General features: G+C 33.5%; 23 protein-coding genes. 14 read left to right on the top strand and 9 right to left on the bottom strand.

Features of this window, described 5'->3' with window-relative positions:
• Positions 1-99 precede the first annotated feature (99 nt).
• The gene (gene xerA / locus AAC084_RS12940; protein ID WP_339840628.1) at positions 100-1,173 is read right to left on the bottom strand and encodes a site-specific tyrosine recombinase/integron integrase; all 1,074 of its coding nucleotides are present in this window, start codon (positions 1,171-1,173) and stop codon (positions 100-102) included.
• Positions 1,174-1,345: 172 nt separating this feature from the next.
• Here xerA and AAC084_RS12935 point away from each other — a divergent pair, with 172 nt between their 5' ends.
• The 11 genes from AAC084_RS12935 to AAC084_RS12885 all read left to right on the top strand — a co-directional run bounded on the left by AAC084_RS12935 (position 1,346) and on the right by AAC084_RS12885 (position 15,751).
• Positions 1,346-1,732 (top strand): hypothetical protein, encoded by a 387-nt coding sequence (locus AAC084_RS12935; RefSeq protein ID WP_339840627.1) that lies wholly within the window; start codon positions 1,346-1,348, stop codon positions 1,730-1,732.
• 322 nt (positions 1,733-2,054) lie between these two features.
• Positions 2,055-4,955 (top strand): response regulator, encoded by a 2,901-nt coding sequence (locus tag AAC084_RS12930; protein WP_339840626.1) that lies wholly within the window; start codon positions 2,055-2,057, stop codon positions 4,953-4,955.
• Positions 4,956-5,092: 137 nt separating this feature from the next.
• Positions 5,093-5,245 carry a hypothetical protein gene (locus tag AAC084_RS12925; RefSeq protein WP_339840625.1) on the top strand — a complete coding sequence of 51 codons (153 nt, stop codon included), beginning with the start codon at positions 5,093-5,095 and terminating at the stop codon, positions 5,243-5,245.
• Positions 5,246-5,305: 60 nt separating this feature from the next.
• Positions 5,306-6,121, top strand: coding sequence for a DUF4412 domain-containing protein (locus tag AAC084_RS12920; protein WP_339840624.1), 816 nt, complete (start codon positions 5,306-5,308; stop codon positions 6,119-6,121).
• A 10-nt stretch (positions 6,122-6,131) separates the two neighbouring features.
• Positions 6,132-6,752, top strand: coding sequence for a hypothetical protein (locus AAC084_RS12915; protein WP_339840623.1), 621 nt, complete (start codon positions 6,132-6,134; stop codon positions 6,750-6,752).
• Between the two features lie 7 nt (positions 6,753-6,759).
• A complete protein-coding gene (locus tag AAC084_RS12910; protein WP_339840622.1) occupies positions 6,760-8,724 on the top strand; it encodes a hypothetical protein in 1,965 nt (654 codons plus the stop codon).
• Between the two features lie 2 nt (positions 8,725-8,726).
• On the top strand, positions 8,727-10,511 hold the full coding sequence (locus AAC084_RS12905) for an OmpA family protein (RefSeq protein ID WP_339840621.1): 1,785 nt from the start codon (positions 8,727-8,729) through the stop codon (positions 10,509-10,511).
• Between the two features lie 18 nt (positions 10,512-10,529).
• Positions 10,530-11,234 (top strand): hypothetical protein, encoded by a 705-nt coding sequence (locus AAC084_RS12900; RefSeq protein WP_339840620.1) that lies wholly within the window; start codon positions 10,530-10,532, stop codon positions 11,232-11,234.
• A 186-nt stretch (positions 11,235-11,420) separates the two neighbouring features.
• Complete coding sequence (locus AAC084_RS12895; protein ID WP_339840619.1) at positions 11,421-12,116, top strand: hypothetical protein; 696 nt, start codon at positions 11,421-11,423, stop codon at positions 12,114-12,116.
• A gap of 265 nt (positions 12,117-12,381) precedes the next feature.
• Entirely contained in the window at positions 12,382-12,948 is a 567-nt protein-coding gene (locus AAC084_RS12890; RefSeq protein ID WP_339840618.1) for a hypothetical protein, read from the top strand.
• Positions 12,949-13,000: 52 nt separating this feature from the next.
• Positions 13,001-15,751, top strand: coding sequence for a CHAT domain-containing protein (locus AAC084_RS12885; RefSeq protein WP_339840617.1), 2,751 nt, complete (start codon positions 13,001-13,003; stop codon positions 15,749-15,751).
• On the opposite strand, the gene AAC084_RS12880 is transcribed toward AAC084_RS12885, so the two are convergent.
• Positions 15,731-16,468, bottom strand: coding sequence for a hypothetical protein (locus AAC084_RS12880; RefSeq protein ID WP_339840616.1), 738 nt, complete (start codon positions 16,466-16,468; stop codon positions 15,731-15,733). The genes AAC084_RS12885 and AAC084_RS12880 overlap by 21 nt on opposite strands.
• Positions 16,465-17,037 carry a sigma-70 family RNA polymerase sigma factor gene (locus tag AAC084_RS12875; RefSeq protein ID WP_339840615.1) on the bottom strand — a complete coding sequence of 191 codons (573 nt, stop codon included), beginning with the start codon at positions 17,035-17,037 and terminating at the stop codon, positions 16,465-16,467. The genes AAC084_RS12880 and AAC084_RS12875 overlap by 4 nt, the downstream gene beginning before the upstream one ends.
• A 109-nt stretch (positions 17,038-17,146) precedes the next feature.
• Between AAC084_RS12875 and AAC084_RS12870 the strand changes: the two genes are divergently transcribed.
• Positions 17,147-17,743 carry a hypothetical protein gene (locus AAC084_RS12870; RefSeq protein WP_339840613.1) on the top strand — a complete coding sequence of 199 codons (597 nt, stop codon included), beginning with the start codon at positions 17,147-17,149 and terminating at the stop codon, positions 17,741-17,743.
• Between the two features lie 29 nt (positions 17,744-17,772).
• Positions 17,773-18,330 (top strand): hypothetical protein, encoded by a 558-nt coding sequence (locus AAC084_RS12865; protein WP_339840612.1) that lies wholly within the window; start codon positions 17,773-17,775, stop codon positions 18,328-18,330.
• A gap of 307 nt (positions 18,331-18,637) precedes the next feature.
• Here AAC084_RS12865 and AAC084_RS12860 read toward each other — a convergent pair whose 3' ends face one another.
• Positions 18,638-19,210, bottom strand: a complete 573-nt coding sequence (locus tag AAC084_RS12860) for a RidA family protein (RefSeq protein WP_339840611.1) — start codon at positions 19,208-19,210, stop codon at positions 18,638-18,640.
• Between the two features lie 237 nt (positions 19,211-19,447).
• Between AAC084_RS12860 and AAC084_RS12855 the strand changes: the two genes are divergently transcribed.
• Positions 19,448-20,692, top strand: coding sequence for an MFS transporter (locus AAC084_RS12855; RefSeq protein ID WP_339840610.1), 1,245 nt, complete (start codon positions 19,448-19,450; stop codon positions 20,690-20,692).
• A gap of 72 nt (positions 20,693-20,764) precedes the next feature.
• Here AAC084_RS12855 and scpA read toward each other — a convergent pair whose 3' ends face one another.
• The 5 genes from scpA to AAC084_RS12830 form a co-directional block, all read right to left on the bottom strand.
• Entirely contained in the window at positions 20,765-22,915 is a 2,151-nt protein-coding gene (scpA, locus tag AAC084_RS12850) for a methylmalonyl-CoA mutase (RefSeq protein ID WP_339840609.1), read from the bottom strand.
• The gene (locus AAC084_RS12845) at positions 22,908-24,284 is read right to left on the bottom strand and encodes a methylmalonyl-CoA mutase subunit beta (protein WP_339840608.1); all 1,377 of its coding nucleotides are present in this window, start codon (positions 24,282-24,284) and stop codon (positions 22,908-22,910) included. The genes scpA and AAC084_RS12845 overlap by 8 nt, the downstream gene beginning before the upstream one ends.
• A gap of 142 nt (positions 24,285-24,426) precedes the next feature.
• Positions 24,427-25,266: a DUF6503 family protein gene (locus AAC084_RS12840; RefSeq protein ID WP_339840607.1), complete on the bottom strand. Its 840-nt coding sequence runs from the start codon at positions 25,264-25,266 to the stop codon at positions 24,427-24,429.
• Positions 25,267-25,580: 314 nt separating this feature from the next.
• Positions 25,581-25,733 (bottom strand): YqaE/Pmp3 family membrane protein, encoded by a 153-nt coding sequence (locus AAC084_RS12835; RefSeq protein WP_036151377.1) that lies wholly within the window; start codon positions 25,731-25,733, stop codon positions 25,581-25,583.
• A 331-nt stretch (positions 25,734-26,064) separates the two neighbouring features.
• Positions 26,065-26,478 (bottom strand): response regulator, encoded by a 414-nt coding sequence (locus AAC084_RS12830; RefSeq protein WP_339840606.1) that lies wholly within the window; start codon positions 26,476-26,478, stop codon positions 26,065-26,067.
• Positions 26,479-26,484 lie beyond the last annotated feature (6 nt).

Raw genomic sequence — 26,484 nt, 5'->3', positions numbered from 1 at the left:
CAATTTTCCGATTTTTAATTTCTTTCGTAAGGTTCATTTTCAAATTAATGGCAACAATTGTATATAGTAACAAGTTACTATATTTCTATTTTAGAAATACTAATCTAACGGATTTTTGATGTTCTTAAAAGTATTGGTCGCCACATGGGTGTATATTTCGGTTGTCTTGCTAGAGCCATGACCTAAAAGTACCTGGATCTGTCTTAGATCTGTACCTGATTCCAAAAGATGGGTTGCAAAACTGTGACGTAATACATGTGGGGTAACCGTATTTCTTATTCCTGCTTTTGCTGCTGATTTTTTGACGATGTTCAATACACTTTCTGCGGTATATTTTGATGCCTTTCTTCCCTCGAACAAGTAATCCTGGGGTTTCCATTCTTTGTAATACAGACGAAGATCAACCAGCGTGGATTTTGATAATAAAGTATACCTGTCCTTATTTCCCTTACCGTCCTTTACCCTTACAAGCATTCGCTTACTATCCACATCTGAAATTTTCAGGTTCAAAAGCTCGCTCCGTCTTAGGCCTGAACTATACAAAAGTTTTACAATGCACCTATGCTTGATATTATTGGTATTCTCGATAATCGCGATAATCTCCTCCTTTGATATAACCTTTGGTAGCTTGGACTCCTTTCTTGGACGTTCAATTTCATAAAACCTATTCGGCATGCCCAATACTACCTCGTAATAGAATTTAATGGAATTAATTGCCTGGTTTAGATAAGAATTGGATACGTTACGGTGTATAAGTTTTTGAAGGAACGCCCTTATATCACTTTCGTTAATGGCGTTCAGTTCCTTATGTTTATAATGGTTGATAAACATTTCAAAGAACGAAACATAAGTGCGCACCGTACTATTGGCATATTTTTTTAGTTCAAGTTTCAGAAGGTATTCTTCGGGACAACATCTAAATTGGGGTATAGGTTTCCTCTTGCGGTACCATTCCACATCAATTGATTCATTATTGGTGTTCAACGGTCTGTTGGTCAAGAATCGATTATAGTTTATCCAGACGACGCCCTTAAAAGTGTTAAAGATAATGGTTAGGTTCGCTTTGGTATTTTCAATATAGGCCATATTGTAGTGTTGGCTCCATTTGGGGTTGGGTAGCCCTTTGATTAAATTTTGTATCAGCCTATCGGGAGAAAATTTGATGCCTATCATCTTTTGATCATTGATCATAAGATGATATAGGGTTATGGATTTTATATGTTGTGTATTAGTTGAAGCCATACTATTGAATTAATGGATAAATTGGCAATTTATAGGATAGAATTGATTTAATCGTACCTTAAGCGAATAATGTTCGTATAAGGATTCACTTAAGTTTACGCAAATGAGATTACAGCATAATTGTTTGTATTGTGAAAGGCCACTTACCGGCAGGACCGATAAAAAATATTGCAACCTGCATTGCAAGAGTGCCTACCAATACCAAAAGGAAAAGGAACGACCGGAACGTTTCTATAACAAAGTGGACAATCAGCTGAAACTGAACCGTAAGATTTTAAAGGAATATAACAAAGGGGGGAAGGTAACTATTAGAAGCAGTGTATTATTGGAAGTGGGATTCGACCCCAACTTTTTTACACACTATTGGAAAAATCAAAAAAAGGAAATATATCTGTTTGTATATGAGTACGGATTTTTAAATAAAACGGAGAACGGAAAGGAAAAATATGTTCTGGTCACCTGGCAGGATTATATGGCCAAGAATTTATAACTTTCGGATAAACAATAAACCAGATAAAACCTCTAAAATCATATATTATATTGAGTCCAACTTTTAAAATGTATTCAAATAATTCTATTTGTATACATTTGTAATGACGTGATAAAAATCACCCAAAAAGTTCACAAATCGTCAACATTGAAATCATTGAAATTTTGTAACCTCCTAAAAATAAGGGCTTAGAGGATAAAGTTCGATTCTTGCCGAGGTCACTTTTGTTTATCGCTTATTCTCTTCTAAGCTTAAATTCATGTTATCCCTAATATAGCCCGTAACCTTTAAATTTTTTATATTTAAGGCAAACCATCGCAAAATGAGAGATGTATTTGCCCTAATCTTATTTTTTTGGTTCACTTCATTATGGGCTCAAGAACCCCTTACGTACAAAGATTACCATCAAAAATTTCAAAACACGATTTTTAAAAATTCCGATTCTGCTTTATACTATGTGAATCGTATAAAGCTAGATGAAAATAGTTTCAAGAAAACGCTACCCAGTTACTACTACCATCAAGATTTAGGTCAGTATTATTTCTTTATAGGCAAATTAGATTCTTCTCAGCGTCATTATAAAAAAGCCTACACTATTAGCTCAAATGCAGGGCTAGATTCTCTAGCTATATACAGTAATATTTGGCTTGCCAATCATGAATATTTTAAAGGAGAAATGCAAAAGTCTAATTTAAGATATGAAAGAATATTAGAAAACTCTAAAAAAGCTGACTATTTAGAAGGGGTTACAAATGCCTATGGAATGTTTGCTTCTCTTGAACCTGATTTAAGTAAAAAGATGAACTTATACCTAAAAGTAGATTCTTTATATAAGGTTAACAAAAAGCAAAGTTCTTTGCTTGCTCGTGTATATGCTTCGATTGCCGGAATATATTTGGAAGCTAAAGGTCATAATGACTTAGCAAAATACTACATCAACAAATGTCTTGAAATTTCTAAGAAAGTTGACTATCCGCCTGGTGAATACGAAGCCAACAGATTACAAATTAAACTTGCTGTGCAAGAGCAAAAATATGATAAAGGTATTCTCCTTTATAAAGAATTACTACAACAGGGTATTATTAATAATGACCCTACCGCTAAAGATGTTGCAACTCTGGGTTTAGCAAGAATGTATTTAAAAAAAGATGATTTAATAAAAGCAGAAGAGCAATTAAAAAAAGGATTGTATCTCCTAAATAGGTCAACAAAATCATTGATTTTGGGGGAAGCTCATCTTCACTGGGCTGAATATTACCTTAAGTTGAACAAACCCGAAATGGCATTATCTCATTTAAAAGAAGCAAGACTTAATCCTGATTTAACAGACACGTATGGTTATGATACTGAATTAAATAGAATTGAAATTAAGTATTATGAAGCGGTTAAAGACTTTACAAAAGCATACCAATTAAAAGTTGATTATGACCAAAAGATTGAATTCTTAAATCAGCAACAAAATGCCGATGGATTTATTTTGGATGAGCAATTAAAATTCAGAGAAAAAAAACAACAAGAATTAGAACTTTTAAAAACTCAATATAAATTAGCTGAAGAACAGAAAAAAGGTCAAAGGAATCTTTTTCTTGGTGGCATTGGATTAACATCTCTTGCCTTAATTCTACTCTTTGTTTTATATAAGAATAGGATTAAAACAAACAAGAAGCTAAGGGATATCGATACTCTAAAAACTGATTTTTTTACTAATATTTCTCACGAGTTCAGGACTCCATTAACCCTTATTTCGGTACCAATTCAAGATACTTTAGACAACCCAGATTTATCCTTTGAAAAAAGGAAACATTTTGAAATAGCTCAAAAAAACACCAAAAGGTTATCATCGTTGGTTAACCAACTTTTAGAACTATCGAAAATCGATAGTGGAAACAGAAAATTACTATTACAAAAAAACAAACCAAGTCAATTGATAGCGGCATGGTGCGATTCCTTTTTATATTTAGCCAAGCAAAAGAAAATAAATTTCAAAACAGAAATTTTAAACAAAGAAAGGATAGCTTGGTTTGATGGGGAAGCTCTTGAGAATATAACAATCAACTTACTTGGAAATGCCATAAAATACACCCCTAACGAAGGTGAGATTAACCTTAAAGTGTCTATAGAAAACGATTATTTAAATATTGAGATAAAAAATACGGGGCAAGGGCTTACAGGTGCCCAAATCAAAACAATTTTCAATAGGTTTTATCAAACAGACGGTCAAAACGAAGGTTCTGGTGTAGGGTTATCTCTTGTAAAAGAACTCACAGGTTTACATGGCGGAAAAATAAATGTGTCAAGCGAGGTACATAAATGGTCCTTATTCGAAATTTCGCTATGCCTTGATAAAAATAAACTTAAGAACTTCGAAATTATAGAAACATCAGATGATAATAGTTCAACAACAGCAATTAATTTCGTAGAAGAAGAGCATAAAGAAGAATCTACGGCGTATCGTAATGAACTTCCAATGTTACTTATAGTAGAAGATAACGCTGATGTCAGAACATTACTTACAGATACCTTTAAAAGAGATTATGAGGTAATACAAGCGGTTAACGGAGAGGAAGGAATCTCGTTAGCCTTGTATAAGATACCAGATATAATTATATCTGATTTAATAATGCCTAAAAAAGATGGTATTGAATTAACTAGAACCTTAAAGAATGATGAACGTACTAGCCATATTCCAATCATTCTTTTAACCGCAAAGGCAGGTGATAAAAATGAACTAACGGGTATTAGAGTTGGTGCCGACGATTACATTACCAAACCTTTTAATCAAAAAATCCTAAAATCAAAAACCGCTTCTTTGGTTACTCTTAGGAAAAAGTTACAATCTAGATATAGCCAAGAAGTTATTTTAAAACCAAAGGATATCGCTATTTCTTCTATCGATGAAAAATTTTTAGATAAAGTTCAAAAAATACTAGACGAAAAACTAGTAGACTCTACTTTTAATACAAATGATTTTAGCAAGGCCATACATATGAGCCGTATGCAATTACACCGTAAATTAAAAGCTCTTACCGGCCTTTCATCTTCTGAATTTATTAGGTCTCAACGGTTAAAATTAGCTGCTCAAATCTTAAAAACCTCAGACATTAATATATCTGAAGTTGGCTATAGTGTAGGGTTTAATGATCATGCATATTTCAGTAAATGTTTTAAAGAGATCTATAATTGCTCGCCTACCAGTTACGCGGGTGATAGAAAAAACCCTTAATTCAGTCAATTTCAAATTCTTTATTGGCATGTTACATTGCTTATAGCCCTTGTTACATAAATCATAGCCTTTTCAAAAAGAGACCAATACATTAGCTTTTGTAATTATTCACTACACCCATATTCTAAGGTAAAATAATGAAGGAAAAAGAAAACCTAGAAGGTTCTCTTGAGAGCTTTCCTTTAAATCAAATTTATTTGAATATCAACCACTTAAAAGATGGTGAATATATGTTGAAGATTGTTCATAAAGACAAAGTAGTAAAACAAGTCCGTTTTAAAAAAAAATGAATTGATGTTAACCTTTTTTTACTGGTGACATTAATACCAAACGATTAAAGCGGAACTATCATGAAAACTTTTAAACTTCTAACACTATTATTTGCATTTGGTATAACTACAAATAGCAGCGCTCAATTCTTTAAAAACCTTAAAAAAAGAGCTCAGGAAGCCGCCGAACAAACTATAGAGCGTAAGGTAGCAGAAAAGACAGAAAGGGAGACTGAAAAATCTTTCGATACTGTATTCAATAATAAAGGTCGGGTTTTCAAAAACGGAAAAGTAGAAAAAGCAGATACCTACAACTTTAGCCATCAGTACATCATGGAAATTATAAGTGATAAAGACACCACAGATATCACCTATTATCTGACTAATGAAAATGAATATATGGGCAGTTCTTTTAGTGCAGGTAAGGACCAAGAATTCATAACTGTTATGGATTTACCAAATTCTGCTATTCACACCTTTATGGATATGGGCGGCCAAAGAACTATGAACTCAATGCATATAGATTTAGAAGATTCATCTGACTTAGAAATGAACAGTAATGAATATTCTATATCCCCTACTGGGCAAACCAAGAAAATTATTGGATATGAATGTGATGAATATCAAATGACGGGGCCTCAAGTATCGGGTACCGTTTGGGTAACTCAAGAAGCAGATATTTCGTTTCAAAAGGCATTCACAAAACTTAAAACCAAAAAAATAAAATCAACAAAAGGAATGGATCAATCATGGGTCAGCATGGTAGACGGATTAACTCTCGAAATGAAAATGATTGATTATTCAAGAAAAAAACCGAAGCCTATTACAATGGTCTGTACGAATCTTAGCGAACATAATTTTAGTATCAACACTTTAGAATATGAAAAACCTTTTTAATCTACTAGTTATGAAAAATACCATAAGCATATTACTGTTTTGTCTTTTAATTGCATGTAATGAAAAAACTAAAAAAGAGAATTCGAGTAAAATTGATAACGTGCAGGTTTCAACCGAAAAAGTAGAAACCAATTCTATGGAATCGGGCGATTATAGCACTCTTCTATCAAATTTCAACTGTGACACGAAAATTTCTGAAGTAGCTGATGTGCTAAAAGTGCCAGAATCAGATCTTAGCCTGTCTGATAATGTTCGACAAAATGAGTGTTCATTCAACCTAAATGGTTACGGAAAAAACACTTTAGGAAATGATTCGCGGGTCTCTTGGGGTACCGCTCCAAGTTCTAAAAAACAGATCAAGAAAGATATTGCTGGTTATTTAGAAAGAAAAGAAGATGGGTTAAAAATAATGGGGATGGATATAGAACTAGCGGAAACAGGAGACTGCTATTTAGCTTACCAACCAGGTCACGGTAGAATTATAATTTACAATGAGAATTATGACCAGGTATTTTTACTCCATTATGGGTTTAGAAGTGCAAATACAGATCGTACCAAAGAACAGCACGAAGAACTACGTCTTAAAATGACAGATCTAGCGAACTATTTATTGAAAAAACATAGAAAATAACATTGTCATGAAAAAACTACTCTACCTTTTTTTGATTGTTGGTATTACTTCCTTTGGACAGGATGAAATAAAAATGCCAGAACTAGATACGGGCAACCAAGTCTACACTTTAGAATTCAGTCCAGACTCACAGAATGAAGAAGTGATTTCTGCCTATATGCAAGGGGAAACAGAAAAAGACTCACTACGGTTTTGGGCAGAGGGAACCATTTTCACACAAAAAGTAATGGTTACTGTATTAACTGAAAATAAAACTGACAAGGTAAAAGTCGACATTGTCAAAAATCATTGGGTAGACAGTAAAATATCAAAAGAGACAAAGAATGGAACGTTTCAAGAAACATTTGATACCGCTGGAAAATTTGGAATAGTAATCACCAGTGAAACACCTAATACACATTTTTACTTAGCTGTATGGACGAGTGGTGAGCGGGTTACAAACATGAATACTATTTATAGAAATGCATCTAATTCAATACCAAATACAACTAATTCAATATCAACTAACACTGATGATTCTAACCAAAATGAAAATTCAACAGGGATATTAATGTATGTTTTAATTGGTGCTTTAACTATAATTATACTGCTATTAGCCATTATGGTATTCAAAAAAAAGAATGGTAAAGGCTTAACTATACTTTTGCTATTTTTTGTAGGACAACAAATGATGTTTGCTGGAGCAGAACAATTCTCCGCGCCTAGTTTCGGTGGTATTGGCATAAAATATCCTGGGGTAATGGATATTATAAATTTTGCTGCTAAACTGCCTGAAATGTCCAGAAACGGTAGACTGTACCTCGATTTACCTGGAGATGAGGACAGTGAAGCTAATATGAACCCTGCCGGGGGGCCAGGAGTCCCATCTTCATGTATTCCTGATCAATTTCAAGAAAACGAAGAAGATGAAGATGGGACTGATGGTAGAGACGGCATTGATGGTAGGGATGGCATTGATGGTAGAGATGGACGTGATGGTAGAGACGGCACCGACATTATGGATGGAAATGATGGAGTGGATGGCAACGATGGAATTGACGGCGGCAACGGAAATGATGGAATTGATGAAGATGATGGTAAGTATAGACCCGAGTACGATGATGGCGGAAGACCCAAATACGATAAAGACGGAATACCTATTAATTATGATAATTCTAAATACCCAAAATATGATAAAAATGGTAATCCCATAGATTATGGCGACATAGATTCAAATGGAAATTTTGACGCTTATGGAAGACCCCGTTTTGATAAAAACAAAAGCCCAATAGAGTACGACAATCCCGAACGCCCAAAATATGATAGTAAAGGTAATCCAATAAACTATCATCCAGATGTTTTTGTTAATCCTCCTAAAAGAAACAAAGACAGTGATTTTCCTGTCGATGAAAAATTATCTCCTAAAATAGATAAGAAAAGTACTTCGTTTTTAAATGGCAAGATTTCAATTATAAAAGAATTTTCAGAATTAACGATTGCTATAAATAATCTGGGAACAGAAAATTATGCATCAACAAGTAGTTCTAAAATTTATACCGAAGCTAATATACTTTCTTATTTACCAATGTCTATGTTATTTGATTCTGATAGTAATCGCGAAGAGGGTTGTCAATGTTTGGAAAGAGAGTACAAAAAACTAAACTTTAGAAGAATGAATTTAGAAAAGTTACGCATAATTTATGCGCATGCGATGAAAAAAATAAATGCGGGTATTGCCTTTGGTGATGGGGTATCTGCTGTGCATGGCGTCTCTGCTCTAGTTTGGCAGAATCAAAAGATGATTATTCTTAAAGAATCGATTCCTACACTTAATAAAGCATATGATGATAAATATGCTGAAATGATAGAAGCATTAGAAGAGAATCTAAGGGAAATTGAAAGTTGTGAAGCTATGTTAGGTTACGAGAATTGGTACAACCATGCAGGTTTTATCTACTATCAATTTATGGCAGATAAATACAAAAGAAACTAATTATGAAAAACTACATCATACTTCTTATAGTAACCTTACTTGTGATATCATGCGGTGAAGACCATAAAAATGAAAAGATTTCAGACGGAAATTCAGAAATAAATTTAAATGAAGACAACGAACAAATCAACATTACTTCTGATGATTTAAAAAAATCAATGGAGCAATTAGGTGGATTTCTAAATCTAGGCGGCGAAGATGAAAGCTCTGACAAAAATTCCCCAGAAGCCAATGCCTTAAAGAAGCTTTTGCAGATGAGCGGAGCTGGTGATCAGGGCACCAATGAAATTGGTGCTTTTGAAGATATGCTAAAATCAGAAGCAATCCTTGATCTTTTAGAGGCCAGTGGAGTTTCTAGGGAAGAAATGCAGAAACTAATTAATGACCCGGATAGTCTTAGAATTCTTGCTCAAGAAGCTATTAAAAATAGACAGATTGAGCAACAAAACGAACCTGAACTAAAAGGTAAAATCTCTAAAGAGCAATTAACCTCTAAAAATACCCCAACAGGAGTTTCATTAGAAGAAGCTATTTTAATGGTTCAAGCAGAATCAGGACCAGAGGCCACTATGGCAAAACTTAAAACCATTGATTCATTAGCGGGTACCAATGTTATGGAACAATTAAATTTGACCGAAGCGGGTTATGTAATGAAAGACATAGAAAGAAAAAACGAGGCTCCACCTAGTGCTGAAGAAGAGCTAAAAATGGAAAAACTCCGCAAACTTGCCGGGCAGCTACATAGTGTAAAAGAAGCTGATCAGGTACTAGCCGATCTTGAAAAGACCGAAAATGATATTTCTTCGGGTACTTTGAAGGCTAGCCCAAAATATCAACAAAGCATTGCGTATCGGAAGAAAATCGTCAAAATTTTTCAAAGAGATTTTGCTAGAAAAGCAAAGGCTGCTAAAGACAAATTCCAGAAGCTAAACCCTAACCTTTATTTTGGAGAAGAAGCTGGGGAAACTTATGTAGGGCATATGAAAAAAGCCGTTTATCTACCCTTAGGGAAATTATCTTTTGCTGATAATGTAGTAAAATCAAATCATCCGCTTTTACTAACGCAAGAGGTAAATAACGTACTTGGTGAGCCAGATGTATTACAAGGTTTTGATGTTGAAGACATAACAGGAATACATAGCCTTGGGCTGGGCGGTAGTATTACCGTACAATTTACCAATAATGCATTGACCGATGTAAATGGACCAGATTTATACATTTTCGAAATAGGACAGATTGAACCGACCAATTTAGAAATATCCAAGGAAGGCAAAAAATGGATTCATGTAGGTAAAATTGATGGAGGTGTTGCCGAAGTTGATATTTCACCTTTTGTAAAACAGGGCGAACTATTTTACTATGTACGACTTACCGATTTAAAACAGGAAAGTGGATTACCAGGTGCCGATGTTGATGCCATTGCAGCCATTGGGGCTGCCATGCGACTAAATCTAGACAGTAAAGTTCTTTTTGAAACTGGCAAATCTGTTTTAAAGCGAGAAGGTCTTGCGGCTTTAAAGGAGTTAGCACAAAACATCGCTGTACTTAAAAAAGGAAATGTAATTGTAGAAGGCCATACCGATGATGTTGGTGGTAGTGACACCAATCAAAAACTGTCATTAGCAAGGGCGAAAAGTGTTTCTAACGAATTGAAAAAACTTATTCCTAGTACCGGCTTTAGATGGAAAGAAGTTGGCTTAGGCGAATTAAAGCCATTAGTAGAAAATGATAGCGAAGAAAACAAAGCTAAGAACAGAAGAGTAGAAGTTTTGGTCGTGCCAAATTAGAATAGCCTTAGAAAATTTATGAAAATCATAAAAATAATAATATTCAATCTCTGGATCCTACTTGCAAATATCAGTAACGGACAAGATATGCAACAAAATGAAGTATTGAAACTAGTCGATTTACTGAATAACACTATGTCTGAAAATATTCAATTTACCCTTAAAAAAAACAAGGCCGTACTTCACTGGAATGATGTAAGTGACAAGCTTGATTTAAGAAACGACTCTGAAATAGCAAAGGATAGTATGTCAAAAGAAGAGATAGATAAAAGACTATATGACTCTGGTAGATATATTGGTAATATCTATTGGCAATATGATTTTGAACCAACAACGAGTGTAAAAACAAGCTTTAAGGCAAATAAATTTGGACTTATATTTTTAAAACTAAAGTTTCAAGAAAAAGATACTATCAACATTAATAGTAAATTAAATGCATATTCTTGTGTTCATAGTACTTTAGACTCATCTCCTCATCAGGTACAATGGACGGGAGATAACTATATAAGCTTGCTTCTTAAACCCCAAATATCAACTAATAACCTCAAATTTAAAGTTTATGGAATAACGATAAGTGGCAAATTTGAGAAAAAAGATAATGGACAAATGGCTAAAAATTACACTAAAAAATTAAGAACCGTTCTTAAACGTGAATTTCAGCAGTTATTCAATAATATATCCCTTATTTATACTCCTAAAAATAGCTACGAAATCGCAAATTAGAAATTATAGACTAACATAATGTACTAATAAAGAACGTTAATATCTCGTTTGAAATACCACAATTGCTTTTCAGTCATTTCCATACTGCAAAATTTCTTCCATACTTTCCTTCTAAAATTGTTAACCTTTTTGATACCTAGTCATTAAATGACAAAATGAACAATTTAATATTTAAAACTAGAAATCATGAAAAAAAAAGCAATAACGATTACATTAGTGATGCTCACTATACTCTCCTCTTTTGCGCAAATAAATAAAACCAAACTTAGTCCTAACATAAAAGAAGGTGAAATAAGGTCAAAAATAAATATTGTAAAAATCAATAAGTTGAATAGTCTTAAGAACTTAAATGATATTCAGAAACTTAGCATAAAGTCATCACAACTATCCTCCGAACAAGAAAGTGCTCGTTATTCCCGTTCGTGGTCAATAAATCCAAACAAATTAAGTGATGGCAGTTTGAAGTTGTTAAATTCCCGAGGATATATTTCAACAGCACCACCAAATTTATTCCTTACAACCGATGATGACAGTGGATCGACCAATGTGTCCTCAGGTTCTTCTAATGAAATTGAATTAGGCATCTTTCCTCTCAAGTTAAGTTTAGCGGTTAGCACAGGAGCTGAATATCGCATCAATATAAAAAGTAGAAGAACACCCCATACCAATCACATTTACATGGCAACAACAAATGGAGGCCAACAGGGCTACTCCATAATTCGGCTTGAACTAAACTCAAGGGACGAATACAATGGCATTTTCCAAGCAGAAAATTCAGCTAACATGGAAATATACCTAACAGCAATTGCGAATCCAGATAATCATTACCATGACTGGATGATGTTAACAGTCAAGGAAATACGAGTTGACCAAATCAATTAAAAACTTAAAATTATTAAAAGAATGCTAAGTACGTATGATGTTTAAATTACATGCTAATTTATTTCCTTAAGCTACTTTTATTATGGTTAAAATGAAATCTAAGTAACATATATTATTGCATAATACAGGCCAATGTTACATGTTTTATAGCACTTGTTACATATTTCATAAATCTTAAATGGCAAACCACATACTTTTGGGTATAACCCTGTAAACCACCTTAAGGAAATAAAATCAGATTTATAAAATAAATAAACTAAAAATTATGAAAACGAAACTATTCTTAATTACCATAAGCTGCATCTTTCTATCTTCATGCATTAAAGATTTTTATGGGTCGGGTAAGGGTTCGGATGAACTGATCCTCTCCAGCGAAAATTATCTTTACGAAGGAGACCTTGAAAAAGTTTACTTAATTGGTGAGATTGAAATTCTTGACACCAAGATAAAGGGTGCCGATGAAAAAGAAAAAGAGAACTTAGTAATTCTAAGAAGTGAATTACAACAACGCCTTAGCCTAATACCAAATTTAGATGCAGTACTCCGAGGTTTTCCAGTACCATGCGACATACCAAATGGAAAGTGTGTACCTGTAAGACTTGAAAATCTGATAATCAGTAATTTATTTTCTCAAACTAAAGTGGTCATACGTACCGTTGATGGAGAAGAAATATCTACCATAGAAAAATTAAGTCCATTACCTGGGTTTGAATCAGAATTGCAATATGCAAAACTTACAAATAAGAATTTTGGAAAACAGATTATCATTCAAATTGAAAAAATAGATAAAGATGGTTTCAAATTTGATTATTCTGTTATTATAGGCCAGTAACACTTTTATTACCTTAGTAAAATAGGTGATAAATAATAAAAGGTGAATACGCATGATTAAACAAGTAGTCTTTCTTTTTTACTTTTTGCCTATCTATATATGGTCACAAGAACCATTACTAATAAAAATAGATTCTTTGAATGAAAAGGCTGATGAGTATTATTATTACGAAAAAGATTCCGCCTATTTTTATTATGACAAGGTAAAGGAGATTGCGAAAAAAGTCGATAGCGATTCTATTTTTATAGAGTCGCTATTTAATTCTACAGGCGTCGCTAGTTATCATTATGATTTAGGCAGAATGGCCAATAATTTAAACCAACTAGATTCGCTAATTTCTAACACAAGTACTTTTAAGTCAGACAACTCAAATATTCTATTATACTATAAGGGCGATTATCATCTAAAACTTTTAGAATACTCTAAATCAAGGGAGTCTTTTGAAAATATAATTAGAAACAGCAATGATGCAACAGAAAACAATAGAAGTGAAACGCTTAAAAGTTTAGAATCGGCAGCTTATAGTTTTCTAGGTAAAATTTATATGCTTGAAGAAAAATATGATGATGCAAAAACGTTGTACAAGAAAAACATTAGAGACATTAAAAATGCAAGAAACATTGACTTAGAAGCCCTAAACGGAAATTATAATTTGCTCGCCGAAGTATTATTAAAAGAGAAAAAATACAAAGAGGCTAATTCGTATTGGCTTAAAACCTTCAAGTATAATAAAAAGGAAGGAAATACGAATTCCGCCATCACAAACGCATTTCATATTGCTGAAAATTATGGATATCAACTACAAAAAGATAGTGCTCTTTTTTTCTTAAACGAAGCAAGAAAATATTTCAACAAGAACCCTGTATTTTACCCTAAATATCACTTAAGAAAAGCTCAAATACATAAAACTAATTGGGAATACGAAGTTGCACTAATTGAGATTGACTCAGCTATAAATCTAATTAAAGAGAATTTTGAGGGACAAAGAAATGCTGACCTAATTATTGCCTACAATGAAAAGGGACAGCTTAATAATCTTTTAGGGTTTCAGGAAAAAGCGTTATTAAATTTTAATTTAGCCCTTAAGACATCTTTAGATAAAATAGATAAGGACCCTACAACCCTAAAATTGTTCCAAAACAAAGCAACCACTTTAAACTTAAACAAGAATCTCGAATCATATACAAATACTATAAGCGTAGTAAATGAAGCGACTTCTTTTTTAAATCAGATTAAACCCGGTTTTAAAAATACGGCCGATAAACTTTTTTTGATAGACAACGCCTACCCCCTCTTTGAATCGGGAATAGAAGCTGCACATGGTTTATATAAGTTATCTGAAAACGATTATTATATAGATGAAGCTTTTCTGTTTACCGAACAGAGTAAATCCGTTTTGCTATTAGAAGCATTATTATCTTCCCAGGCAACACAATTCGCTAATATTCCGAGAGATATATTAGAACGAGAAACTCAACTGAAATCAGAAATTACTCATATTGAAAAGAGACTTACTGCTTCAGAAGATATTGATATAGTACTTGAAGATGAACTTTTCAACTTGCGACAAGAGCATCGCAATTTAGTAGTAGATATAGAAACGAATTACCCTGCATACTATAACCTCAAATACAACTCGAAAGTCCTAACTCTTGCTGATGTTCAAGAAAAACTAATGGCTGATGAAATTTTCATATCCTATTTCTATGGCAATAGCGCTCTTTACGTAATTACAATAACGAAATCTGAAAAACATTTCAAAGCAATTGAGACAACCACCGAACTAGAAGATGATGTCAAAAAGTTACATGAGATGCTTTCAAATCCGGAATCAGATATCGATTCTCTTTCAAATTTAAGTTACTCCGTATATCAAAAAATAGTAGCGCCACTAGTTGAAATATATCCACAAGAAAGAATGATTATAGTACCAGATGGTCTATTGAATTATATTCCCTTTGGCAGTTTGATATCTAACTTAGATAACAAAAGATACTTGGTTCAAGATAAATCTATAGGGTATGTGAACTCTGCAACTTTATGGGCGCAATTAAACAACAAAAAACGGCTAGGAAATAAACTCATTGCATTTGCACCAAGTTTTGATTCTGAAACTCCTTCAGATGGTACACGCTCTCAAGTATTGGGAAATTTACCGCATAATAAAAAGGAAGTACAGCAAATTTTGACATCTTTCAAAGGAAAATCCTTTATCGATGAACAAGCTAGCCTTCAAAATTTCACTTTAAATATTTCTGATTATTCCATATTACATTTAGCAACACATGCTGTTTTTGATGATGAGAAGCCAGAATATTCTTATTTGGCATTTACTCCAAATACACAATCTGACGATTTGCTGTTCGTAAAAGATTTATATAATCTAACCTTAAGTGCTGGTTTAGTTACGTTAAGTGCTTGCGAAAGCGGTATAGGCGAACTAAAACGGGGAGAAGGTTTTTTAAGTTTGGCAAGAGGTTTTTTCTATAGTGGAGCTGCAAGTATTGCTAGTACACTTTGGAAAGTAAATGATAATTCTTCTTCAGATTTAATGGGTGATTTTTATTTTAACCTTGCCGAGGGAAAAACTAAAGATCAATCTTTAAGAGAAGCTAAACTTTCATTTTTAGAAAAGAATCTTGAAAACGGGCTTTCTCACCCCTATTTTTGGTCTGGTTATATCATACAAGGAAACACACAACCTTTAGTACAAGGTTCTAAATGGCAATGGTATTTATATACGGCAGTTATAGTTCTTCTTATTTTCCTTAGCAGAAAGCGATTACTTAAGTTTTTCAAGTAATTCTGTAGCCTCATCAAGTTTATATGTTTCGTTCTCTATAAGCTCTATAAGTAGGTCTTTGGCCTTATTTTTATGGTCCAATTTTAAATGAGCCAGAGCAGCATACCAAAAGGCTTCCTGTTTATATTCTCCATTTATTGAAATGGTTTTTTCAAATTCATTAATTGCTTTCAATGTCTCTCCATTGCCAAGGTATGATTGACCTAAGTAAAAATCTACATAATCTAAACCGGTTTTATCTTTTAATTCTTTAAGATATTTTATTGCTGCTTCATAATCATTGGTTTCATAGGCCTCAAAAGCTAAGCGTTCTAATGAAGTATCAGCAGTGTCACCACGTGTAATAGTATATACCGTATTGGGGTATTTTTCATAACTGGTAGCGTATAGTTCTTCTGGCCCATTGAAAATATCCGAATTGAATACAAACCAACTTGCACCTAGTAATAAAATAATACTTGCCGCGATTTGAAATGGTTTCCAAAAGGTTCGTTTTGCCAGGGTGACTTTAGTCCCCAATTCAGATTCGAAGCCCTGCAGCTTCCTCTTCAACTCTACACGTTCATTTTCACGAATAACTGCTTGAACATCTTTCTCAAGTTCAAATTGAGCTTTAAAATTTGCATCACTTTCTAAGAATTGGTTAAAAACAATCTGTTCATCCTTGGTTAGTGTTCCGTCAAAATATTTTAATACTAATTTTTCTTTATCCATCATACTTTGGGGGTATTAGCAATGGCTTCCTTTAACGTTTTTAAACATCTCGATTTTTGGCTTTTCACTACGTTCTCACTATTATAATTTCCTTCTGCCATGATTTCTTTGATGTTGTATTGTTTGTAGTAGAACAGCTTTAGTATTTGTTTGCATTTTTCGCCTAGCCTTTCAAAATATTTTTTTAATAATTTTTGTTCAGGTGATAGATCATTATAAACAATATCAAACTCTTCGATAGCAATATCCACCTCTTCTACTCTATTCAATAATATTTCGTTATTTGTTTGTTTACTGTTTTTTCTTAACCGCTCCATGATTTTATACTTTCCAATACTAATTAGATAAGTACTAATAGAGCTTTTTAATTTTACAAATTTTCCGTTCTGAATGTTTTCATATAGCGCCACATAAGCATCTTGATATACATCTAATACCTCTTCATCAGCAAGCGAATACTTCTTTGCAAAATTCAGAAACAACTCACGGTTATCCTCGTAAACCTTTTTAAATGCAGATTCAGAACCTTTTTTAAGTGCCTCAAATAAAGATTGATCCAGATGATTATTCATTTAATGTAATTATGGGAAAATAGTTAACACCTAAAAGTAAAAAATTTAATGTGAATGTTAACCTTTTGAAAAATACTACATGAATTGATATAACTGTAAACTAAATATCATGAGAGCACTACTCACACTACTTGTATTAATAATGACCTTTACATTGCACGCCCAATTGGTTATTGATGATTTTACAACAGGGGAAATAGACAAATTAACATTTGTAAATATGAATGACGATAGAAAACTACAAACAGGTAGTAACATCGTAGGCAAGCATCGTCAGATTTATACTAAGCTGAACCAGAATCCTTATCATCAAAATATGGTACTTAGTATCAAAAAAGGATTACTTGTCATGAGTTATTCCTATGACACTAGAGGAACCACTTATATAAATTATGGAATAGACAAAAGTGGAAATGCTCCCTTAAATCTTAATCTAAGTAATTACAAATCACTAAAGGTCGAATTTGATGGTAAGAGTACTATTAACGGTATCAACTTAAATTTATTCACTAATACTACTTATGCAGCATACGGCAAGCATGTACCCGCGCGTGAAGGAAAGTTTGTTTTCACGATTCCGTTTTCAGAAATAAAACCAACTGGAGATAGTTTCACCTTTTCCGATATCGATTATATCAGATTACAATTTGATTCTCGTAGTAAGACTGGTTGTAATATGGCCATATCTAAAATCTGGTTCGAATAAATATTTAATAAACTATAAAAACAAAAATTATGAGAAATTACAAGAAAACAATTTTGAAAAACATTTTAAGTTTATTGGCTTTAGCGTTATGTACTTTGAATAGCACCTATGCAACAGAAAAAATAGAAACTATTAAATTGTCTGAACCCACTAAAAGTATAGTGGATGAAAACACCATCTTAGAACGTCTAGTTTCTAAAATTAAGGAAGGGTACATCTTTAATGCACATATTAGTTCTTCCACTGTAAAAAAGAATGGAAATGTAGAAATGCCTTTTACCACTTTTGGTTCTGGCTCATTAAATCTGATTAAAGACGGATCCATTAAAATAGAAAATATTCAAACAGCTTTTAACGACCGTAATAATTTCCAGAGTAAAAAGACGGTAGAGAGCTTATGGTTTTCATCTACTGGTAACAATATCAAAGTTAAAATGCAATTTCATACGTGGAATCAAAGTGTAGAACTTTCTAATGTAAAAATTACAAAAGAGCGATTTGGATATTTCATTACGGGGTCACAATCTAACAACTCCAAAACAGTGTATTACACTATAGCCATTTCACATAACGGTCGTCTTATTTAATAATAAGCCTTAAACCATTAATCAAAAACAAGATACTATAAAGCTAAAACTTTGGGATTAATTATTAAAAAACAGAAAATATGGAAAACTCGTTTTTAATGTCAATGAACGTGATTATGGTTGTGTCTATTCTATTGGGAATGGTGAAAACTCACCATAGGGTAGCGAGGGTAGACTGAGTGCATGGTATGGACTTTATTATTTTTATATAAACCTCGGCAAAAGCCGAGGTTTATATTTTTAAAGCCATTTCAATTAATTATTTTTTTAAAGATCACTTAGAAATAAAAGTCAGTTATGTAACCTTTTATTCCCAAACCTCAACAATCATCTCTACTTCAACCGCCATATTACCAGGCAAAGAACCCATACCTACAGCAGCACGTGCATGTTTTCCATTTTCTCCAAAAACTGCCACCATTAAATCAGAATACCCATTAATTACTTTCGAATGATCCTTAAAGTCAGATACAGCGTTTACCATACCATGAACACTTACAATTCGTTTTACTTTATTCAGGTTACCTAATTCTGCCTTTAAAACTGAAAGTTGATTGACTCCGACTTCACGTGCTGCCGTATAGCCATCTTCTATGGTTAACTCTTCCCCTAATTTTCCAATAATATTTTCTCCATTAGCTTGTTTTGGACCTTTTCCTGCTAAAAATAAAAGATTACCACTTCTTACCGCATGTACATAGTTTGCAACTGGTGTACCTTGATTTCGTAACACAATACCTAAACTATCCAATGTTGCTTCGGGATTATAATTCGAATCTGCACTTACCTTCGTAGTTTGTTCCTCTCCGTCCAGTCCCTTACTAACATCAGCACAACTAAAAAATAAAAAGGTTCCTAGTACACAAATAATGGTTTTCATAAAAATTTGATTAAAAATGGAAATTTAAGACTACAAGTTAGTTAATACTTCATAATCAATAGAATATGATTTATTTATGAAGCTTTTACCCTTGCACAAAATCTATAAAAATCTTCATAAATAGTATATTTTGTGCTTAATGTCGCACTTTAGATATCATTTTACTAAAAAAGGACTGTTATTATTTCATTTTTATTAGTTTAGCACATTAACCAAAACAACTAAATCAACACAAATATGGAAAGTTCTAATACAACTTCTAATGTTAATGCGAATAGGCTTTTTTATGCTAGTTGTTTCGCATTAATTACTACAGCATTTTCTTTTGCTATCGCGGCAGGTATTCTAGACCAACTTAAAACGGAATTAGAATTAAGTGCCAGCCAAGCCGGACTAATAACTTCAATGTGGTTTGCTGGATTCCCTATTGCAATGGTAATAGGAGGATTTATTTATCATAAAGTAGGCGGTAAAGTTATTATGCAATTTGCCTTTTTCGCTCATGCCATTGGTATTTTACTGCTGATTTTTTCAGAAAGTTATATGGGCCTATTAGTAGCTAATCTTCTTATTGGTTTAGGAAACGGTTGTACTGAAGCTGCTTGTAACCCAATGATTGCTGATGCATACAAAGGCAATAGAATGAGTACTATGCTTAACCGCTTTCACATGTGGTTTCCTGGTGGTATTGCCGTAGGAAGCTTGTTATCGGGCTTTATGACAAATTATGGCATTATTGGACAAAGCCAAGTATGGTTACTTTTAATTCCTGCAGTTATTTATGCTTATTTGTTTTTTGGACAAACCTGGCCAAAGGCAAAAATAGAAGAGGCTGCAACATTAAGCGGAAACTTAAAAGGAATGCTTACCCCATTATTTGCTTTTATTGCGATATGTATGGCACTTACCGCCATCTCTGAATTTGGGCCAAACCAGTGGGTTAGCCTTATTCTTGCAAAAAGCGGGGCCGAACCAACTTTAATATTAGCATTAACAGCAGGTCTAATGGCCGTAGCCAGATTTTTTGGAGGTGACATGGTCAAGAGATTTGACCAAACTGGAGTTCTTTTAGGCTCTGCAATTCTTGCCACTTTAGGTATCTATTTATTTAGTACCCAAACGGGTGCAATGGCTTATGTAGCAGCTGTTATTTTTGCCCTTGGTGTTGCTTATTTTTGGCCAAACATGATTGGCTTAGCAGCAACAAAAACGCCGAAAACAGGTGCATTAGGTATGTCTATTATAGGTGCCATTGGAATGTTTTCAACCTCGATTTTTCAACCCATTATTGGTGGTTGGATTGATTCTGATAGAGCGTCTGCTGAAGCTCAAGGGTTTACTGGTGATGAATTAGAATTGGTATCTGGACAAGAAACTTTAGGAACCATGGTGTTATTCCCAGCAATTTTAATAGTACTTTTTACTATTCTTTATTTCTGGTTGAAGAATAAAAAGAGTGAAGTAGAAGTTGCTACAGCGTAGCTAAAAAAATATTTATAAAAAAGGCCGAGTAATTGATTTGCTCGGCCTTTTTATATTTTATATACTCTACATTTATTTTTCCAAAAGCAATTCTAATATCTGTATTGCTGCATCACTGATTTTAGTTCCTGGTCCGAAAACCGCAGTCGCACCAGCCTCTTTCAAAAATGCATAATCTTGTTTTGGTACTACGCCGCCTACGATGACCATTATATCTTCGCGACCATAGTTTTTTAATTCTTTTATAACTTCAGGCACCAAAGTTTTATGTCCGCCGGCAAGAGAGGAAATCCCCAATATATGAACATCGTTTTCTACAGCTTGCTTAGCTGTTTCTTTGGGCATTTGAAAAAGCGGACCTATATCAACGTCAAAACCTAAATCGGCATATCCACTAGCCACTACCTTTGCTCCACGGTCATGACCGTCTTGCCCCATTTTGGCTACCATTATACGAGGTCTGCGCCCATCTTGCTCTGCAAATCGGTCTGCCAACTCTTGTGCTTTTTTAAAGCTTTTATCTTCCTTTATTTCTTTTGAATACACGCCTGTGAATGAATTAATGACTGCCTTATGCCTTCCAAAAGCTTTTTCCAAAGCGCTACTTATTTCTCCCAAAGTAGCTCGCTCTCTAGCAGCAGCTACTGCTAAAGCTAATAAATTTTCTTCCGAATTACTTCCTTCCATTTTATTCTTGGCAGCTTTTGAAAGTTTATTCAAGCATTGTGTAACGTTTTCAATATTTCGTTCGGCTTTTATTTTCTCTAATCGTTCTAATTGCTGCCGTCGTACTTCTTGATTATCAACCTCTAAGATCTGAAGCTCATCTTCTTCTGTCAATTGGTATTTATTAACTCCGACAGTTACATCTTGAAGGCTATCTATACGGGCCTGTTTTCTAGCAGCGGCTTCCTCTATTCTTGTTTTCGGAATTCCGGTTTCAATCGCTTTGGTCATGCCACCGAGGTTCTCAATCTCTTCCATGAGTTCCCATGCTTTATGTGCCAAATCATGTGTCAGTTTTTCTACATAAAAACTCCCTGCCCAAGGATCAACGGTCTTGGTAATATTGGTTTCATGCTGCAGGTACAATTGCGTTTCCCTAGCTATACGCGCAGAGAAATCTGTGGGCAGCGCTATTGCCTCATCTAAAGCATTGGTGTGCAAGCTTTGTGTTCCTCCAAATACTGCAGCAGAAGCCTCTATAGTGGTTCTTGCTACATTATTAAACGGATCTTGCTCGGTAAGACTCCACCCGCTAGTTTGACAGTGAGTTCTAAGCATTAAAGATTTTTCGTTCTTAGGATTAAATTCCTTCACTACTTTTGCCCACAGCATTCTTGCCGCTCTCATTTTGGCAATTTCCATAAAATGGTTCATACCAATACCCCAAAAGAAGGATAGTCGTGGTGCAAAATCATCAATTTTCAATCCGGCATTTAAGCCTGTTCTAATATACTCCAAACCATCGGCCAAGGTATATGCCAACTCTAAATGAGCTGGGGCACCAGCTTCATGCATATGATACCCAGATATACTTATGCTATTGAATTTTGGCATAAGCTTGCTTGTATATTTGAATATATCGGCCACCAATTGCATCGAAGGTTTTGGAGGATAGATATAAGTATTTCGAACCATAAACTCTTTTAGAATATCATTCTGTATAGTGCCTGACAATTGACTTAATGATACCCCAAGCTCTTCAGCAGCCACAATATAGAAAGCCATTATGGGCAGAACAGCCCCGTTCATAGTCATAGAAACTGATATCTCATCCAACGGAATACCATCGAACAAAATTTTCATATCCTCTACCGTATCAATTGCTACACCTGCCTTACCCACATCACCAACTACACGTTCATGATCACTATCATACCCTCTGTGGGTCGGTAAATCAAAGGCAACTGACAAACCTTTTTGACCTGCTTTTAAATTTTTTCTGTAAAACGCATTACTTTCTGCTGCGGTAGAAAAGCCAGCATACTGCCGTATGGTCCAAGGTCGTTGAACATACATTGTAGAATAAGGTCCTCGTAGAAATGGTGGGATTCCTGCTGAAAAATTTAGATGTTCCACAGTTTCTAAATCTTTGGCGGTATACTTATTCTTCAGTTCAATACCTTCTGCTGTCGTGAATAATTCTTCACTTGAAGCTACTTTCCCTTTTTTAGAGCTATTGTTTTTTAAACTAATATGTTGCAAATTCTTTCTACTCATGTTCCAATCGATTTTGCTCCAATTCTTCTGCTAACCTTTTTTCGATAATGGGCGTAATCAATGTTTTTCTGGGATTCTTTTTAACAAACGGATATAGTTCTAATTCACCACCCATTTTATCCTCTTTATTTTGAAAAGCATTTGTTCCTACCAAAACTGTCTTTTTTATGCTAAAACTATCCTGTTGCTTTTTTGCGCTATCCGCTATTTTGTTTTGTATGGAATGATTCTTTAGTTGATTTAAAAACCCGCCCTCTTTTTCAATCGATTTAAAAAGAATTAATGCTTTTTCTGCTAACTGATTCGTAAGTGTTTCAATATAATAGCTACCCTCGGCAGGGTTGTCGACTTTATCGAAATAGCTTTCTTCTTTCAATAACACTAATTGATTAAGCGCAATACGCTCTGCAAAATCATTGTCTTTTTTATAAACGGCATCATAAGGCAAATTAAACACCGTATCTGCATCACCTAAAACCGCAGACATACATTCTGTTGTCGTTCTAATCATATTCACGTTATAATCGTAAATAGTCTTATTTCGTTTTGATGGGATAACGGTAATGTGACAATTTGAAGATACCTCATATTCCTCAGATAGTATTTTATAAAGCTTTCTTAGAGTCCTAATTTTTGCAATCTCGAAGAAATAGTTTCCCCCGACCGACACTTTAAATTCAATCTCGTTTAGTGATTGAAGACCTCCATTTTCGTAAAATTGATTTAGGTATTCATTGGCATGAGATAATGCGTACCCTAATTGTTGTACAATATCTGCCCCAGCATTGTCATAAAGAGAAAGATCAACACTTACTAAATTATTAACCTTCATTTGTGCCAAATCATTAAAAATGGCTAAATCGGAAGACATAGATTCATACCAATTTCCAGTTCTAGAAAGATGCCCAATTGGGTCTACTTGAAATCGAATAGTATTAGCATTAGCAACTCCTTCCAAAATATTGACTATATAACTTTTAGACAAAAATTGCATCTCTAGATACACTTGAACATTATTTAAATCAATATTGTTCAAAAGAGAGTTTGCATTTATAGTATCTGATGGAATTACGAATTGAATAGCTTCAGCTCCTTTTTTCAATAATCTATGAGCCGCTTCATTGGCCATAATTGCATTACCAGCATAAACATTATGGCCTATTTTCCATTTTATTAAATCTGAAGTTACTATACTGTTTGATTCTATTAAATCATCAGCATGATAAAATGGTTTTACCTTTATTCCGTCTGGAGAACCCCATACGACTTCCTCATTATAATCCTTGCCCTTTAAATCATATTGTATTTTCTGTTTCCACTCTTTAGCAGAAACCTCTCTGAAATTTTCAAATAGAGTTTTATCCATCATACACAGCAGCTTTAATAATAAAACAGGCCAAATTGTTAAGAATTTGAATTATAATCAAATGCTAAAACAGCACCTATCAAAGATACAATAAGAAAATTGTTGGATAATTTTACACCTCTTGGAAAGATGTATATACCCTAAGCTATTCCTCGAAATCAGTATGATCTAAATTCTTCACTTCTTCGGTCTCAATTCTAGACAATTCTTTTAACTGTCCTTTTTCGAACATCGCAGGCAATTGAGATAATGCTGTACCAACGGGGGCTTCCCAATTGATATAATCTTGAAAGCGAATGCCATCAATTGTTCTAGGGTTATAAGCACTTCTAAAACGTACTCCGCCCTCATTCACACTATAACTATACGCCAAGTAATTTATATAGTGCGACTTTTTATTAATCCAATACATGAAGATATCATCATGGTCTGTACCACCTCCTTGTTTAACAAAAGTGACTTTTATAACATCATAATCCTCATCTTTAATTACCGTTTCGCCAACACCTTTTTTAAGTACTGCTGTATCATTTAATTTATGAGGTAAGGTTGCAAAATAAATAACGGAGTTTAACGCATTACTATACTTGGCAACATCTTTATCTGTTAATTCTACAAATTCATCATTAACTTTTCTATTAAATTTACCATTGTAAAGATTATCTTCTATTTTATTTCCTAAGCTATCTTCTGAACTAACTGTGTAGGCAAATCCATTCTGATTATTGAACTTATAAAGTTTATCACGAAATATAAATTGATAATTTGCTGAATCATAAAAAGTTCCACCATGGGCCTTAATCGCCTCATTTACTATAGCTTGAGTATTCTCCTCATTAAGTTCTACATCAGATTTATCAACAGATGATGAGTTCTTATTATTCTTTTGAATGTCTTTACACCCTACGATTAAAAAAAGAAGGATAACAGATACTATTTTAAAATATTGATTCATCATTTGAAAATTATAATTGGAATTACTCATTTGAAATCACTTCTCAAAGAATTACTTAGAGAGTTGTATTTGTCGAACTGAAAATTAACTCCTAACCGTTCAAAGATATTATTTAAAATTACCGGTTACATTAAGCCAATTAAAAAATGAAGTTATTGAAATTTCTTTTATTATTTCATTCGACCCAGGATAGTGAAAAATGAAATTCTTTAAATAACAATTAGATGTTATAACGGCCGCTGAATAAAAAAACCGAATAAATTATCAATACTATGATTGAAACCTATTCGGTTTTAATTGTCTTTACTTAAAAATTAAATAAGCAAGACATCAAATACAATTACCTATTGATTTACTATAAAAGCATGAATTACCCCAGGCAACCAAGCAAGTAAAGTCAACAGAATACTTATTAAAAGAGTTGTACCAATACCATGCTTCATAAAAACGGCTAGTGGTGGTAATAGAATATTTAAAATTATAGTTAATAATGACATAAATTAGTTTTTCAGTTCATTCAAAAATACCGTTAAACACCTTTTTTGGTTAACTCTATTCATTTGAATACTATCTTAAAAAGGAAGCGAATAGCCTAGACTCAAAGTCAAAAAGTTTAATCGAAAGACTAAAGTCTCAATTGGGATTAAGTTTAGCAGAAAGAGAGAAATAACTTTTCATATTAATGGCGTTACACACCCTAAATTCCTTGTTAACGATGAATTTATAAAGTATAGTGTAAAAAATGCAGCGCTTGACCGAGCTCTCGCAGTATGATTTAAAATCATTTCTACAATAGAAGGGTTATAACCGATAAAGTATGTTTGAAATTTATTTCTGTTCTTTCAATAATTTTTCGATAATCTCTTTCAATCGAACCAATCCTATAGGTTTTACAATGTAATCGGATATTGCACTAATATTATGTGCTCTTTCAATATCTCTTGGGTCAAGTGAAGATGAAACCATATAAACGGTGATGCTTTTACCGACTCTTGGTTTAATTTTTACAAATTCTTCCATAAATTGAAATCCGTCCATAATCGGCATATCAATATCTAAAAAAATAACATCAGGAAATTCAGCATCATGATCAATATTATCTAACATGAAATTAATAGCTTCTTCTCCATCAGAAAACGCCATTATATCCATTGGCAACTTAGTAGATTCAAGCGTTTTGACCATAGTAAATCGATAGATCAAATCATCATCAACAATACAAGTTTTTAAAAGGTTACTCATAAAAAA

This window comes from uncultured Maribacter sp. (assembly GCF_963977385.1).
Classification (GTDB): Bacteria; Bacteroidota; Bacteroidia; order Flavobacteriales; family Flavobacteriaceae; genus Maribacter.
This window is presented reverse-complemented; position numbering and strand designations above follow the sequence as displayed.

Coding starts and splice junctions, on each gene's coding strand:
- AAC084_RS12865 (WP_339840612.1), top strand. CDS start 17,773: ATGAGAAATTACAAGAAAACAATTTTGAAAAACATTTTAAGTTTATTG.
- AAC084_RS12925 (WP_339840625.1), top strand. CDS start 5,093: ATGAAGGAAAAAGAAAACCTAGAAGGTTCTCTTGAGAGCTTTCCTTTA.
- AAC084_RS12895 (WP_339840619.1), top strand. CDS start 11,421: ATGAAAAAAAAAGCAATAACGATTACATTAGTGATGCTCACTATACTC.
- AAC084_RS12860 (WP_339840611.1), bottom strand. CDS start 19,210: ATGAAAACCATTATTTGTGTACTAGGAACCTTTTTATTTTTTAGTTGT.
- AAC084_RS12910 (WP_339840622.1), top strand. CDS start 6,760: ATGAAAAAACTACTCTACCTTTTTTTGATTGTTGGTATTACTTCCTTT.
- AAC084_RS12855 (WP_339840610.1), top strand. CDS start 19,448: ATGGAAAGTTCTAATACAACTTCTAATGTTAATGCGAATAGGCTTTTT.
- AAC084_RS12935 (WP_339840627.1), top strand. CDS start 1,346: ATGAGATTACAGCATAATTGTTTGTATTGTGAAAGGCCACTTACCGGC.
- AAC084_RS12840 (WP_339840607.1), bottom strand. CDS start 25,266: ATGAGTAATTCCAATTATAATTTTCAAATGATGAATCAATATTTTAAA.
- xerA (WP_339840628.1), bottom strand. CDS start 1,173: ATGATAGGCATCAAATTTTCTCCCGATAGGCTGATACAAAATTTAATC.
- AAC084_RS12885 (WP_339840617.1), top strand. CDS start 13,001: ATGATTAAACAAGTAGTCTTTCTTTTTTACTTTTTGCCTATCTATATA.
- AAC084_RS12905 (WP_339840621.1), top strand. CDS start 8,727: ATGAAAAACTACATCATACTTCTTATAGTAACCTTACTTGTGATATCA.
- AAC084_RS12915 (WP_339840623.1), top strand. CDS start 6,132: ATGAAAAATACCATAAGCATATTACTGTTTTGTCTTTTAATTGCATGT.
- AAC084_RS12930 (WP_339840626.1), top strand. CDS start 2,055: ATGAGAGATGTATTTGCCCTAATCTTATTTTTTTGGTTCACTTCATTA.
- AAC084_RS12845 (WP_339840608.1), bottom strand. CDS start 24,284: ATGATGGATAAAACTCTATTTGAAAATTTCAGAGAGGTTTCTGCTAAA.
- AAC084_RS12900 (WP_339840620.1), top strand. CDS start 10,530: ATGAAAATCATAAAAATAATAATATTCAATCTCTGGATCCTACTTGCA.
- AAC084_RS12880 (WP_339840616.1), bottom strand. CDS start 16,468: ATGATGGATAAAGAAAAATTAGTATTAAAATATTTTGACGGAACACTA.
- AAC084_RS12830 (WP_339840606.1), bottom strand. CDS start 26,478: ATGAGTAACCTTTTAAAAACTTGTATTGTTGATGATGATTTGATCTAT.
- AAC084_RS12890 (WP_339840618.1), top strand. CDS start 12,382: ATGAAAACGAAACTATTCTTAATTACCATAAGCTGCATCTTTCTATCT.
- AAC084_RS12875 (WP_339840615.1), bottom strand. CDS start 17,037: ATGAATAATCATCTGGATCAATCTTTATTTGAGGCACTTAAAAAAGGT.
- AAC084_RS12870 (WP_339840613.1), top strand. CDS start 17,147: ATGAGAGCACTACTCACACTACTTGTATTAATAATGACCTTTACATTG.
- AAC084_RS12835 (WP_036151377.1), bottom strand. CDS start 25,733: ATGTCATTATTAACTATAATTTTAAATATTCTATTACCACCACTAGCC.
- AAC084_RS12920 (WP_339840624.1), top strand. CDS start 5,306: ATGAAAACTTTTAAACTTCTAACACTATTATTTGCATTTGGTATAACT.
- scpA (WP_339840609.1), bottom strand. CDS start 22,915: ATGAGTAGAAAGAATTTGCAACATATTAGTTTAAAAAACAATAGCTCT.